The sequence below is a fragment of the Massilia sp. UYP32 genome (assembly GCF_050434365.1).
Taxonomy (GTDB): Bacteria; Pseudomonadota; Gammaproteobacteria; order Burkholderiales; family Burkholderiaceae_D; genus Telluria; species Telluria timonae.
In genome coordinates this window covers 88,696-101,876 of the sequence record NZ_JBNDIK010000013.1, presented here as the reverse complement: position 1 = coordinate 101,876, position 13,181 = coordinate 88,696, and the positions used below count along the sequence as shown (strand labels likewise).

At 66.6% G+C, this 13,181-nt stretch carries 11 protein-coding genes, 3 tRNA genes and 1 pseudogene; 6 read left to right on the top strand and 9 right to left on the bottom strand.

Features of this window, described 5'->3' with window-relative positions; translation table 11 throughout:
- Positions 1–23 precede the first annotated feature (23 nt).
- On the bottom strand, positions 24–2,771 hold the full coding sequence (gene rnr / locus ABIB42_RS12150) for a ribonuclease R (protein WP_081589981.1): 2,748 nt from the start codon (positions 2,769–2,771) through the stop codon (positions 24–26).
- Between the two features lie 351 nt (positions 2,772–3,122).
- On the opposite strand from rnr, the gene ABIB42_RS12145 reads away from it, so the two are divergent.
- The 3 genes from ABIB42_RS12145 to ABIB42_RS12135 all read left to right on the top strand — a co-directional run bounded on the left by ABIB42_RS12145 (position 3,123) and on the right by ABIB42_RS12135 (position 3,447).
- A tRNA-Leu gene (locus tag ABIB42_RS12145) sits at positions 3,123–3,207 on the top strand.
- Between the two features lie 33 nt (positions 3,208–3,240).
- Positions 3,241–3,325: transfer RNA gene (locus tag ABIB42_RS12140), tRNA-Leu, on the top strand.
- A gap of 37 nt (positions 3,326–3,362) precedes the next feature.
- Positions 3,363–3,447 (top strand) — tRNA-Leu (locus tag ABIB42_RS12135).
- A gap of 101 nt (positions 3,448–3,548) precedes the next feature.
- Here ABIB42_RS12135 and cueR read toward each other — a convergent pair.
- Entirely contained in the window at positions 3,549–3,938 is a 390-nt protein-coding gene (gene cueR / locus ABIB42_RS12130) for a Cu(I)-responsive transcriptional regulator (RefSeq protein WP_273029310.1), read from the bottom strand.
- Between the two features lie 16 nt (positions 3,939–3,954).
- Here cueR and ABIB42_RS12125 point away from each other — a divergent pair, with 16 nt between their 5' ends.
- Both ABIB42_RS12125 and phaP read left to right on the top strand, forming a co-directional pair.
- On the top strand, positions 3,955–4,275 hold the full coding sequence (locus ABIB42_RS12125) for a hypothetical protein (RefSeq protein WP_229409906.1): 321 nt from the start codon (positions 3,955–3,957) through the stop codon (positions 4,273–4,275).
- An 81-nt stretch (positions 4,276–4,356) separates the two neighbouring features.
- Positions 4,357–4,929 carry a TIGR01841 family phasin gene (phaP, locus tag ABIB42_RS12120; RefSeq protein WP_005669871.1) on the top strand — a complete coding sequence of 191 codons (573 nt, stop codon included), beginning with the start codon at positions 4,357–4,359 and terminating at the stop codon, positions 4,927–4,929.
- Between the two features lie 22 nt (positions 4,930–4,951).
- Here the strand turns inward: phaP and tssA are convergent, their stop codons facing one another.
- The 7 genes and pseudogenes from tssA to ABIB42_RS12085 all read right to left on the bottom strand — a co-directional run bounded on the left by tssA (position 4,952) and on the right by ABIB42_RS12085 (position 12,341).
- Positions 4,952–5,941 carry a type VI secretion system protein TssA gene (gene tssA / locus ABIB42_RS12115; RefSeq protein WP_005669869.1) on the bottom strand — a complete coding sequence of 330 codons (990 nt, stop codon included), beginning with the start codon at positions 5,939–5,941 and terminating at the stop codon, positions 4,952–4,954.
- A 10-nt stretch (positions 5,942–5,951) separates the two neighbouring features.
- On the bottom strand, positions 5,952–8,624 hold the full coding sequence (gene tssH, locus ABIB42_RS12110; protein WP_219863693.1) for a type VI secretion system ATPase TssH: 2,673 nt from the start codon (positions 8,622–8,624) through the stop codon (positions 5,952–5,954).
- A 40-nt stretch (positions 8,625–8,664) separates the two neighbouring features.
- On the bottom strand, positions 8,665–9,135 hold the full coding sequence (gene tssE, locus ABIB42_RS12105; RefSeq protein ID WP_005669865.1) for a type VI secretion system baseplate subunit TssE: 471 nt from the start codon (positions 9,133–9,135) through the stop codon (positions 8,665–8,667).
- 83 nt (positions 9,136–9,218) lie between these two features.
- Entirely contained in the window at positions 9,219–9,710 is a 492-nt protein-coding gene (locus tag ABIB42_RS12100) for an Hcp family type VI secretion system effector (RefSeq protein WP_005669863.1), read from the bottom strand.
- A gap of 30 nt (positions 9,711–9,740) precedes the next feature.
- The gene (gene tssC / locus ABIB42_RS12095) at positions 9,741–11,231 is read right to left on the bottom strand and encodes a type VI secretion system contractile sheath large subunit (RefSeq protein WP_005669861.1); all 1,491 of its coding nucleotides are present in this window, start codon (positions 11,229–11,231) and stop codon (positions 9,741–9,743) included.
- A 1-nt stretch (position 11,232) separates the two neighbouring features.
- Positions 11,233–11,736 (bottom strand): annotated as a pseudogene (gene tssB / locus ABIB42_RS12090) (type VI secretion system contractile sheath small subunit).
- Positions 11,737–11,762: 26 nt separating this feature from the next.
- Positions 11,763–12,341: a tetratricopeptide repeat protein gene (locus ABIB42_RS12085; RefSeq protein WP_219863691.1), complete on the bottom strand. Its 579-nt coding sequence runs from the start codon at positions 12,339–12,341 to the stop codon at positions 11,763–11,765.
- Positions 12,342–12,537: 196 nt separating this feature from the next.
- Between ABIB42_RS12085 and tssJ the strand changes: the two genes are divergently transcribed.
- A complete protein-coding gene (gene tssJ / locus ABIB42_RS12080) occupies positions 12,538–13,143 on the top strand; it encodes a type VI secretion system lipoprotein TssJ (protein ID WP_219863689.1) in 606 nt (201 codons plus the stop codon).
- Positions 13,144–13,181: the final 38 nt, after the last annotated feature.

The following is a 13,181-nucleotide window of genomic DNA, read 5'->3' as shown; positions in this document are numbered from 1 at the left end:
TTTACTTCTTCTCTTACTTTCTCTTACTTCGTCTTGCTGGTTTTGGATGCGGTCTTGGCCGCCTTGGGTGCGGCTTCTTTTGTCGTGCTCCTGGCGGCGGTTTTCGCTACCGGTTTCGCTGCGGCCTTCTTCGCCGCCGGCTTGGCTGGCGCCTTCGCTGGCGCCTTCACTGGCGCCTGCGCCGGGGCCTCGGCGACAGGGGCCGCGGCCACTGCCTTCTTCGCCGCCTTGGCCGGGACCTTGGCGACGCCGGTGGCGGCGGTCTTGGCCGCGCGCGGCTTGCGTGGCGGCGGCACGAAGACCACGTCTTCCTCGGCCTCGTCCTCGATCGCCGGAGCCGGAGCGGGGACTGGAGCCGCAGCGGGCGCCGCCGCGCTCAAGAGGCCCTCGGCCACGGCCTTGGCGCGCGCCTTGCGCGACTTCGGCGGCTTCGTTTCGGTGGCCTCGTGCGCGGCCTGCAGCGCGCGCTCGAGCGGCGACGGCAGGGCCGCCGGCGCGGATGGCGCCTTCGCCTGCGGCGCCCGCTCGGCCTGGGCCTGGGCGCCCGGCGCCGCCAGGGTCAGGTCGATCTTGCGCGACTCCAGGTCGACGCGGGCCACCTTGACGGTCACGCGGTCGGTCAATTGGTAACGCTGGCCGGTGCGCTCGCCGCGCAGTTCATGGCGCGCCTCGTCGTACTGGAAGTAGTCGGCGCCCAGCTCGGTGATGTGCACCAGGCCCTCGACGAACAGCTCGTCGAGCTGCACGAAGATGCCGAAGGTGGTCACGCCGGCCACGGTGCCGGTGAACTCTTCGCCGATCTTGTCTTGCATGAAGAAGCACTTGAGCCAGTTCTCGACGTCGCGCGAGGCTTCGTCGGCGCGGCGCTCGTTGGCCGAGCAGTGCACGCCGAGCGCGTCCCAGACGGTCAGGTCCTTCTCGCTCTTCTGCGGCTTTCCTTCGGCCTTGTCCTTGGCGGCCTGCTTGCGCGCGGCGTTCGACTGGGTCGTGTTCAGCTTGCCCAGCTCGATGCCCTTCGGCTCGTAGCGCTTGCCCAGCAGGATCGCCTTGATCGCGCGATGGGTCAGCAGGTCGGGATAGCGGCGGATCGGGCTGGTGAAGTGGGCATAGGCCTCGTAGGCCAGGCCGAAGTGGCCGACGTTGTCGGGGCTGTAGACCGCCTGCTGCATCGAGCGCAGCAGCATGGTCTGCAACAGGGCCGCGTCGGGACGCTCGCGGATTTCCTGCATCACAGCGGCGTAGTCGCGCGCGGTCGGCTTGCTGCCGCCGCCCAGGTTCAGGCCCACCTGCTTGAGGAAGGTGCGCAGCTGGTTCAGCTTTTCCTCGGTCGGCACCGCGTGCACGCGGAAGGTGCCCGGATGCTTGTGGCGCAGCAGGAAGTCGGCGGCGCACACGTTGGCGGCCAGCATGCACTCCTCGATCAGGCGGTGCGCGTCGTTGCGGGTGCGCGGGATGATCTTCTCGATCTTGCCCAGCGCGTTGCAGACGATATAGGTTTCGGTCGTTTCGAAATCGATCGCGCCGCGTTCCTGGCGCGCCTTGAGCAGCGCGCGGAACACCTGGTTCAGGTTCAGCAGGTGCGGGACGATGGCCGGACGCTTCTGCGCTTCCTCGCCGTCGGTACTGGCCAGGATGTCGGCCACCTGGTTATAGGTCAGGCGCGCCGCCGAGTGCATCACGGCCGGGTAGAACTGGTAGGCGGTGACTTCGCCGTCCTCGGTGACGACCATGTCGCACACCAGCGTGCAACGGTCGACCGCCGGGTTCAGCGAGCACAGGCCGTTGGACAGCTTCTCGGGCAGCATCGGGATCACGCGGCGCGGGAAATAGACCGAGGTGCTGCGCTCGATCGCGTCCGCGTCGAGCGCGTCGTTCGGCTTCACGTAGTGGCTGACGTCGGCGATCGCGACCAGCAGGCGGAAGCCGCGGGCAGCGCCGATCTTGACCGGCTCGCAGTAGACCGCATCGTCGAAGTCGCGCGCGTCCTCGCCGTCGATGGTCACCAGCGGCACGTCGCGCAGGTCGACGCGGTCCGCCAGGTCGGCGTTCACGACTTCGTTCGGCAGGCGCGCGGCCTGTTTCAGTGCCGGCGCCGAGAACACGTGCGGCACGCCGAACTTGCGCACCGCGATCTCGATTTCCATGCCCGGGTCGTCCAGTTCGCCGAGCACTTCAGTGATGCGGCCGGTCGGCTTCTGGAAGCGGCCCGGCTGCTCGAGCAGCTCGACGCTGACCACCTGCCCGGCGCGCGCCTTGCCCGGCGAACCAGAGACCAGGATGTCCTGGCTGATGCGCTGGTCTTCGGGCGAGACGATCCAGACCCCGCCTTCGTTCAGGAGGCGGCCGATGATGTGGGTGTTGGCGCGCTCGACGACTTCGACGATCGAGCCTTCCTGGCGGCCGCGGCGGTCCTGGCCGGTCACGCGCGCCATCACGCGGTCGCCGTGCAGCACTTTCTGCATCTCGCGGTCGGACAGGAACAGGTCTGGGCCTGGCTCGTCCGGGATCACGAATCCAAAGCCGTCGCGATGCGCGCTGACGCGGCCGGCGATGAAGCCGGAGTGGTCGGCCAGCATATAGGTGCCGCTGCGGTCGGAACGGATCTGGCCGTCGCGCTCCATGGCGTTCAGGCGGCGGCCCAGGACTTCCTGGGCGGCGGGCTTGACCTTGAGGGCACGCGCCAGGCCGGCCGCATCGAGCGCTCCTGAAGCTTCGCGGAAGACTGCGAGGATTTCCTCGCGGCTTGGAATGGTATGAGTAGGTTGCTTCAAATCGGTTCTTTTTTCTTTTGGCCAGTAATTGCGCCGCTCATGAATAATAGGCGGCGTCATGCTTGATTGACACCTTGACAGGCGTAGTGTAACGGAGGTCCATCCGATTCGCCTAACGTGGCGTGCTGCGGGACATCGCGCGAAGTTTATTCATTGCCCCGATCGGAACTTCATCGTGGGTCTTTGACTATTGAAAATCATCCGCTATAATCTCGCTCTCTTCAGCAACGGCGGCAACGACGAAGCGAAGAAAGCAGCAGTGGCAAGCGGTGTAGTTGGCGTGACGATCTGGAAATGTTGATCTAGCGGAAAATGACAAAGCCTGCTATTGTAGCAGAGTTGGTTTGCAGTGCCCACGTGGCGGAATTGGTAGACGCGCATGGTTCAGGTCCATGTGCCGCGAGGTGTGGGGGTTCGAGTCCCTCCGTGGGCACCAACAGATTGACTGGTTGTTTGTTGTACAGAAAACGCCCACGTGGCGGAATTGGTAGACGCGCATGGTTCAGGTCCATGTGCCGCGAGGTGTGGGGGTTCGAGTCCCTCCGTGGGCACCAACGTTTTCTGGTTGTATGGTTGTGCGGTTGTTTCAGTGCCCACGTGGCGGAATTGGTAGACGCGCATGGTTCAGGTCCATGTGCCGCGAGGTGTGGGGGTTCGAGTCCCTCCGTGGGCACCAAAATCTACCTTGTTTTTCGGACGCATCGTCCCGCAAAACGCCGTAGCCTTCTCATGAGGACTACGGCGTTTTGCGTTTTTCTCCCTTCTTGCGCCCTGCTTTCAATGCGTCGCCAGGTCGTCCAGGATCGGACAATCCGAACGATCGTCGCCATGGCAGGAAGCGGCGAGGCTTTCCAGCGTCCTGCGCATCGCTGCCATTTCCGCGATCTTGCGATCCAGCTCGGCGATATGCGCCAGCGCCATCGCGCGCACGTCGGCGCTGGCCCGGCGTTTATCTTCCCATAGCGCCAGCAAATCCCTGATCTGGTCCAGCGAAAACCCGAGCGCGCGACCGCGATGGATGAATTGCAGCACCCGCACGTCCTGTTCGCCGTACAGGCGATAACCGGCCTCGGTGCGGTGCGGCGCTTTCACCAGGCCGATCGATTCATAATGGCGAATCATCTTCGCCGTCACGCCGGACGCGCGCGCGGCGTCGCCGATGTTCAGCTTGGGTGTGGACTGCATGGCATTTCTCCCGTTGTTTTCCGACCTTTTTCCCGAGCAAGCATACACCTTCCCACCGTGGGAAGCTCAAGCGACGCTTGACTTGCGGTCGAGAACGTCCGAGCATGGAGCCATGCAGATTCTCCGACCCGCGGCCCTCGGGCTGGCACTCGTCCTCATCCTCTCCTCCGCCCTGGCCGGACCGGCGCCTTATTACCAATGGCGCAGCAAGCTCACCGGCGAGCTGGCCTGTTCCCAGACCCCGCTGGGCGAAGGCTGGGAAAAATCAAACGGCCCCTATCGGGACATGCGTTGCGAAAAACTCATTGTTGTTAAATAATGAAAGTGGAAGGCGCGGCGTGTTGACAAACATCGCCGTTCGATCTCATACCATAACAGAGCAGCCACTGAGGAGACGACCATGTTCACCAACCCGGAGCAGTTCGCAAACGCCACGAAAACCCTGTTCGACCTGCAGATGCAGACCTTCAACGCCCTGGCCGGCAAGACCGTCAAGGGCGTCGAGCAGGTCGTCGCCCTCAACCTGAACGCCGCCAAGACCTCGGTCGACAGCACGATGGCGGCCGGCCGCAGCATGGCCGAAGCCACCCAGGCCGGCAATCCGAAAGCGGCGTTCGACACCCTGGCCGCGCGCATGCAGCCGGCCGCCGGCGTCACCAATGCCACCGAATACGCGGCCCAGCTCAAGGCCATCATCGACGAGATGCACGACGAATTCCGCGGCGCCGCCGATGCCCACGTGGCGGAAGCGAAAAACACGCTGTCGGCGCTGATCTACGACGTCACCCAGAACGTCAAGCCGGGCTCGGAAAACGCGGTCGAGATCATCAAGGCCGCGATCGAGAATGCCTTCAAGGGCTACGAGCAGGTGACCCAGGCCACCCGCCAGGCGGTGCAGACCGTCGAAGCCCAGTTCGAGCGCGCCAGCGCGATGGTGACGCCGGGCGCCGCCAGGACCGAAAAAGCCGAGTAACCGGCCCCATGGACGTCCGGCGTCACGGCGCCGGATGTTCGATCCCCAGCAAGTCTTCCAGCCGCGCCAGCGAGGCGTCATCCTTGATCACCGAACGCAGCCAGGCGTGCAGCGGCTGCTCGCCCCAGCGCGCGGCTTTCTCGGCCAGGTAAGCCACCGGGCTATGCGGCTCGGTGCGGCGGAAAAATTCGGCGACCTGGCGCAGCTGGGCCAGCGCCTGGTCACGGTGCGCCACCTGTCCGTCGACCCGCGCCGGCAGCGCCGCCGTCGACGCCATACCCGCGCCGCCGGCCGCCGCCGCCTCGGTCGGCGCCGCTCCCGCCATCGCCACCGGCTTGATCAGGTCGTCCACGTCGCGCAGCGCGGCGCGCCCGACGCTGAATCCCGGCCCATCGGCGCCGAGCTGGGCGTCGACCACCCGTTCCAGCTCTTGCAAGGCGGCCTGGCAGGCTTCGCAATCGGCCAGCAGCGCCTGCACGACATCGCCCTTGATCCGCGCGCGCGCGGTCTCCAGTTCGGCCACCGCTTCCGGTCCCCTGGCGCGCGCGACTTCCCATGCCTGCAGGGTCAGCACGCCGTTCTCCGCCAGCGGCATGGTCTTGACCAGCGGCGCGATCCGGCCCGCCAGCCAGGCCAGGACCCCGATGCGGCGCTCGAAGCCATCCTCGTCGGCCTGCGGGTGCAGGCCTTCCCAGTAGCGCTCGCACAGCGCCGCCACCAGTCCCAGGCCCTCGGCCAGGCCGCGCATGCCGCCGGTCTTCGCGTTCGCCTCGGCCAGCCACACGGCCAGTTGCAAGTCCTTGCTGCGGGTTTGCAGCAAGCCGGCGCAGCGCTTGCCGACCAGCTTCCAGTCGGCTTCCTTGAGCGCCGTGACCCAGGCACCCTGCTCCAGCGACGGGTCGTCGGCCAGGCGCGCGCGTGCGATCTCGTCGACCTCGGGCGAGAAAGCCAGGTCGTCGCCGCAGGGATTGTCGGGCGCGATCGGCGCCAGCAAAGCATCGGTGTCCAGCATGGCGCCCTCCTCAGGCTTCTCTCGGTTCGATCGCGTACTTGAACTTGCCGGCCTTGGTGGCGCCGACTTTCACGCGGGCGATGCCGCCGCCGTCGGCCATGCGCGCCAGCACGTTGTCGGCGATCTCCGGCAGCAAGGTGCCGTTCAAGACATTGTCGACGTTGCGCGCGCCGGAATCGACTTCGGTGCAGCGCCGCAGCACGGCCTCCACCAGCGCGTCGTCGTATTCGAAGCTGGCCTTGTGGTTGTCCAGCACGCGCGCGCCGATGCGCGCCAGCTTGAGACGGATGATGTTGGCCAGCACCTCGTCGCCGATCGGGTAGAACGGCACCACCGCCAGGCGGCCCAGGAAGGCCGGCTTGAAGTGCTTCATCAACGCCGGCCGCAGCAGTTCGGCCAGTTGCTCGGGCGTGGGCAGCTCGCTCGCCGCCTTGTTCAGGCAAGCCGCCATCAGCTGGCTCGAGCCGGCGTTCGAGGTCAGGATGATGATCGTGTTGCGAAAGTCGATCTGGCGTCCTTCGGCATCGTCCATCACGCCCTTGTCGAACACCTGGAAGAACATCTCGAGCACGTCGGGATGCGCCTTCTCGGCCTCGTCGAGCAGCACGACGCTGTAGGGATTGCGCCGTACCGCCTCGGTCAGCACCCCGCCCTCGCCATAGCCGACGTAGCCCGGCGGCGAGCCTTTCAGGCCGGAGACGCTGTGCGCTTCCTGGTATTCGCTCATATTGATGGTGATGAGCTTGCGTTCGCCGCCGTACAGGATGTCGGCCAGCGCCAGCGCGGTCTCGGTCTTGCCCACGCCCGAGGTGCCGACGAACAGGAACACGCCCTTGGGCTTGTTCGGATCATCGAGGTTGGCGCGCGCGGTGCGCACGCGCTGGGCCACCACATGGCTGGCGTGGCCCTGGCCCAGGATGCGCTCGTCCAGCATCGATTTCAGGTTGACCACGGTGCGGATCTCGTCCTTGACCATGCGGCCCAGCGGGATGCCGGTCCAGGCGGCGACGATCTCGGCCACCGTATGGCCATCTACCTGCACCGGCACCAGCGGCGCCTCGCCCTGCAGCGCGCGCAGGGCTTCGTTCAGCGCGCGCAGATCCTTCGCGCCGCTGTTCTCGTCGCGGCTGCCGGAGGCTTCCAGTTCGGCGCGCAGCTTGCCGATCTGGCCGGCCAGCGCCTGCTCTTCTTCCCACCTGCGCTGCAGCATCTCCTGCTCGGCCGCGGCGCTGGCGCGCTGCTGGCCCAGCGCCGCCAGCACCTCGGCATGGTTCGAATTTGCGTCACTCTTTGCGCTGCCGTCGCGGTTCAGGGCGCTGATCCGGGCGTCGAGCCGTTCGATGCGGCGCACGCAGTCTTCCAGCAGCGCCGGCGTGGCGCTTTGACCCAGCGCCACCTTGGCGCAGGCGGTGTCCAGCACGCTGATCGCCTTGTCCGGCAGCTGGCGGCCGCTGATGTAGCGGTGCGACAGGCGCACCGCCTCGGTGATGGCGTCGTCGTAGACGCGCACGCCGAAGTGCTGTTCCATCAGCGGCGCCATGGCGCGCAGCATGGCCGCCGCCGTGTCTTCGTCCGGCTCCTCGACCTTGATCACCTGGAAGCGGCGCGCCAGCGCGGCGTCCTTCTCGAAATACTTCTTGTACTCGCCCCAGGTCGTGGCCGCGATCGTGCGCAGCTCGCCGCGCGCCAGCGCGGGCTTGAGCAGGTTGGCGGCGTCGTTCTGGCCGGCCGTGCCGCCGGCGCCGATCATCGTGTGGGCCTCGTCGATGAACAGGATGATCGCGTGTGGGCTCTTCTTGACTTCGTCGATGACGTTCTTGAGGCGGTTCTCGAACTCGCCCTTCACGCTGGCCCCGGCCTGCAGCAGGCCCATGTCGAGCGTATGGATCTCGACGCCCTTCAGCACGTCCGGCACGTCGCCCTGGGCGATGCGCAGCGCCAGGCCCTCGACCACGGCGGTCTTGCCGACGCCGGCCTCGCCGGTGAGGATCGGGTTGTTCTGGCGCCGCCGCATCAGGATGTCGATCGCCTGGCGGATCTCCATGTCGCGGCCGATCACCGGGTCGACCTTGCCGTCGCGCGCGCGCCCGGTCAGGCAGGAGGTGTACTGGTCGAGGGCCGGCGTGGCGCGGGTGGCGGCCTGGCTCAGTTCCGAGGCGGGGTCCGGTCCGGCGCCGACCGCTTCCTCGGCCTTGAGCTCGGGCGCCTCGACCGAGCCGCGCGTCAGGCGCTCCAGGTCGTGTTTCAGGCGGTCGAGCGGGAAGCGTCCGAACAGCGGCGATGCGCGCTGCGCCAGCTGGGCCAGCGACGGCTCGGTCAGCAACGCCAGCAGCAGATGGGCGCTGCGGATCCGGTTCGGCTGGCCCGAGCCCAATGATGCGATCAGCCAGGCATGTTCGAACAGCAGCGGCAGGTGGCGCGAGAACACGGGCGTGCGCGCGCTGCCGGTGGCGAAACGCCCCACTTCGCGCCGCAGGTCGGCTTCCAGGCCGGTCAGGCTGATGTCGCACTGGCGCGCGATCGCGGTCAGGTCGCTGCCCGGCTGTTCGATCAGGCCCAGGAACAGGTGCTCGACGTCGACCTCGTACTGGCCCAGCCCCATGCAGATGCTGGCGGCGCGGCTGGCGGCGGCGCGGGTGGTGTCGTTCAGCTTGGAGATGAGCGTCTTGAGGTTGATGTCCATCGTGGCTCCCTTGTCATGGTGGCGTGGTGGCGCCGCGTCTTCAGCCCCGGGGCGGCCGGGCGGCGCGGTTGATTTCGTAGTGCAGCGACGACGGCTGCAGCACCGCATTGAAGTTGACCGGCTCGAGCAGGCCGTCGACCGCCAGCCGGGCATGGATCGCGAAATGCAGGCGGTTGACGTCGCCCGCCTCCGGCTCGAGCACGGCGCGCGCGTCGAGCAAGCGCGGCTCGTGGGTGGCGATCGCATCTTCGATGCTGGCGCAGACGGCGGCGCGGTCGATGCTGCTGGTCAGGCAGAAACCGGCGAAGTCGATCAGGCCGTAGTGCAGGATCGAGGTGCGCGCCGCCGGATAGCCTTCGAGGTGGGCGACGTCCAGCGCGATGCGGGTATTGAGCAGAGCTTCCAGGTCGCGCGCGACGCTGTCCTTGAGCTGCTCGACGCCCAGCGCGGCGCCGGCCGCGCCCTCGTCGACCATCAGGCGGTCGAGCAGGCCCGGCGTGAAGCCTTTCATGGTGCCTCCCGGGGATGTCGGATGCGCGGCGCGCTGCAATGCAAGACGTGCAGCCGCCGCGCGAACGGGAACGGCGACGCCGCTCAGACAACCTTATTGGCCGCCAGGTCCCAGCCGCCGGAGGTGTTGCCGCCGGCGCCGCCGGTGACCTTCTGCTGGGTGTACTTCCACTTGATCTTCGAGAACTTCAGGCCGACCTGCTCCTGGATGATGCTGCCTTCGGATACGCTGGGGCTGATGCCGCCGATCAGGACGTTCTCGAGCTCGATCTCGAAATACTTGATGCGCTCGCCCTGGCCGTCGGCGCGCATGAATTCCAGCTTGGCTTTCGGGATCGTCTTGCCGGCCGAGCAGGTCTGTAGCAGGATCGGCGACGACAGGTCGGCCAGCTTGGTCAGCGCGATCTCCTGGTGCTCGCAGCGCTCGGCCGTGTGGCCGCCGCCGGTCGATGCGGTGGCCGAACGCGGCTGGCTCACGCCCCACGCCACCGAGGTGCACTCGATCCAGTCCTTGTGCTTGTCGTCCATCGATTCGCCCTTGATCCCGTCGATCTGCAGGTACACGTCAATTGCCATGTTCTACTCCAAGTAAGTTAAGAATAAGTGCTAGCTTTTGGTCGACTGCGGCAGCTCCGCGACCAAACGGAGCGAAACGGAAAGCTCATCGAGCTGGAAGTGCGGCCGCAGGAACGACACGGCGCGATACACGCCGGGGCGGCCCGGCACCTCGGACACCTGCACGCTGGCTTCGCGCAGCGGGAATTGCGCCTTCTGGTCCTGGCTCGCGTTATCGTCGAGCAGGACGTACTGGGTCAGCCAGCGGTTCAGGTAATCTTCGACGTTGGAGGCGGCGGCGAAGCTGCCGATCTTGTCGCGCATCATGGACTTCATGTAGTGGGCGATGCGCGACACGGCGAAGATGTACTGCAGCTGCGACGACAGCACGGCATTGGCATTGGCCGCCTCGTTGTTGTACTTGCGCGCCTTCTGGGCCGACTGGGCGCCGAAGAAGGCCGCATACGAGGTGTTCTTGCAATGCACCAGCGAGATGAAACCGAGATCGGACAGCTCCTTCTCGCGGCGGTCGGTGATCGCGACCTCGGTCGGGCATTTCAGCGCCACTTCTCCCTCGTCGGTCTTGAACGTGTGGGTCGGCAGGTTCTCGACCAGGCCGCCGCCCTCGACGCCGCGGATCGCGGCGCACCAGCCATAGTCCTCGAAGGCGCGCGTCAGGCGCGCGCCGAAGGCATAGGCCGCGTTGCACCACAGGTATTTGGAGTGGTCGCTGCCGTCCACGTCCTCGACGTAGTTGAAACCTTCGGTCGTCATGCCGTCGGCCGGGTGGTATGGCAGGCGCCCCAGGAAGCGCGGCAGGCACAGGCCGACGTAGCGCGAATCCTCGGATTCCCTGAACGCCTTCCACTTGGCGTATTCGACGGTGTCGAACACCTTGGCCAGGTCGCGCGGCTTGCCCAGGTCGCCGAAACTCTCGACGCCGAACAATTCGGGACTGCTCGAGGTGATGAAGGGCGCGTGGCTGGCCGCGGCCACATGCGACATCTGCTCGAGGAAGTAGATGTCCTCGGGCTGGCGCGAGATCTCGAAGTCGCCGATCAGGGTGCCGTACGGCGCGCCGCCGAAGGTGCCGAATTCTTCCTCGTAGATCTTCTTGAACATCGTGCTCTGGTCGAACTCCATCGCCGACTGGAAGTCCTTGACCAGCTCGCGCTTGCTGGCATTGAGCATGCGGATCTGCAGGTTGGCGCTCGTGGTGCTGTTCCTGACCAGGTAGTTGAGGCCAGTCCAGCTGCGCTCGAGCTTCTGGAATTCGGGCGCATGCATGATCGCCGAGAGCTGATCGGAGATCATGCGGTCCAGTTCCGCCAGGCGCGCATCGATGGTGGCCGACAGGTTGGACGAGATCACCATCGTCCCCTGCATCACCTGGGTCACCAGTTCCGAGATCAGGTCGCGCGCGCGTTCGTGCTCGCTGCTCGACGCCGCCACGCGGCTTTCTTCGACGATCTGGTCGAGCAGCGAAGCGTCCAGTTCCGGCGCCGCCGCCGCAGCTTGGGTGGATTCGAATACCGCCGCCATCTCACTCTCCCTTGCCCGATTTGCGCAGGCTGTCGAGTTTTTCGGTGTTGCCCAGCACCTCGGTCAGGATGTCTTCGAGCTTGTCGTTCCCGGCCAGCTTGTTGCGCAGGTCGGCCAGCTTGGTGCGCGCATCGAGCAGCCCGGCCAGCGGCGCCACCTAGCGCACCACCGACTCGGGCCGGAAGTCGTTCATCTCGCGAAACTGCAGCTGCACCCCGAACTGGCCGCCGTCCGGCGACAGGTGGTTGTCGACCTTGAAGGTGGCCACGGGCGCGACGGCGCCCAGCACCTCGTCGAAGTTGCCGGCGTCGACATTGACGAACTTGCGGTCCTTGAGGCGCTTCTTCTCGGCCTTGGGATCCAGGCCGAAGTCGCCGACCACGCCGACCACGAAGGGCAGCTCCTTGTTCTCGATCGCGTCGCCGATCTCGACGTCATAGGTCATCTGCACGCGCGGCGCGCGCACCTTCTGCAAGCGTTTTTGTACGCTTTCGCTCTTGGCCATGTCGACTCCAGTGGGGGAAGATGGATTTATTGCAGCACGTCGAACGGACTGCCGCTGCTGGCCGCCGGACGCGGCGGCGCCGCCACCGCCGGCTGGCTCGGGGTCCTGCGGCTCGACGCCGGGCGCGCGGCCGGGCGGGTCGTGACCAGCACCTCTTCGCCCAGGCTGGTGCGCAGCAGCTTGGCCAGGTCTTGCGCTTCGCTGCGCACCGAACCCTGCAGATTGTTCTTGCGCGTCAGGTCGGCCAGCGCCTTGCTGGCCACGCGCAGGCCGCTGACGGCCAGGATGCTGTAGGCCAGCGTGTCGTCGGGGTCGCGCGCCAGCGCTTCCTGCGCGCTGCTGATGGCGTCGCCGTACTGGGTGGCGTCGAAGCGGATCTGGGCCATGCGCACCCAGGGCTTCTTGTCGACCGGATGCGCCCTGCTCGCGTCCTTGAGCAGGCTCACGGCCTTGTCGCTCTGCCCGGCCGCGAGGGCGGCATCGGCTTCGGCATAGATGTTTTCGGACACGGCGGCGCGCTTGGCGGTCGTGCCCGTGCCGTCGGTGGCGCACCCGGCCAGGGCGGCGACCCCGACCAGCAGGGGTAACAGGCGTTTGCGGATCATGTTCGTCTCTCCAGTGGGTGAACAAGCCCCCATTATTCGCATCGTGCTTGCCAAGAAGTTGTGCACTGTCAATGAAAAGCGAGTTCAAGCAAGGGGTGTTGGATGTCGCTTGCGTTTGCGCGGTGTCAGTGTGCACTGGCGGGGATCGGGTTCAATCCAAGCCTGGTGCCTTAGGACAATTGCGAGGAGATCGTTGATGGGGACGCCCAACCCGTTCAAGCTGCCGGTCGTGGTCATCGTGCCGGCGATCGTGCTGACAACGGCGCTCGCCGGCTGCGGCGGCGCCGCGCTGGCGCCGCTGGCCAGCGTGGCCCTGGAGGCGGCCGGCTTGCGCAAGCCGGCCGAACTGCCCGAGTCGCAAAAGCCGCCGCGCAATGTGCCACTCAAGCTGCACGCCGCCACGCGCCTGAACGTGGACGCGCGCGGCCAGCCGCTGGCGCTGGCGGTGCGCCTGTACAAGCTGCGCCAGAAGGATGCCTTCGAGGGCGCGCCCTACGCCACCTTCCTCGATCCGCGCCTGGAGCGCGAAAGCCTGGGCGCCGACCTGGTCGAGGTGCGCGAGATCATGCTGGTGCCGGGCCAACGCTACGAAGTGACCGAAAAAGTCGCGCGCGAAGCCGGCCACGTCGGCATCGTGGCCCTGTTCCACACCCCGGCCGCCGGCCGCTGGCGCACCGCGGTCAGCAGCCTGGATGCCGAGCGCGACGGCCTGAACGTCGGCCTGCACGCCTGTGCGATGAGCGTGGGCTCCGCCGCCGCCAAAGACGGCGCTTCGGCACTGGGCTCTGTGCGCTGTCAATAATCGTTTGCAACTTTCCTGCAAGCTAGTCCTTTCTGAAC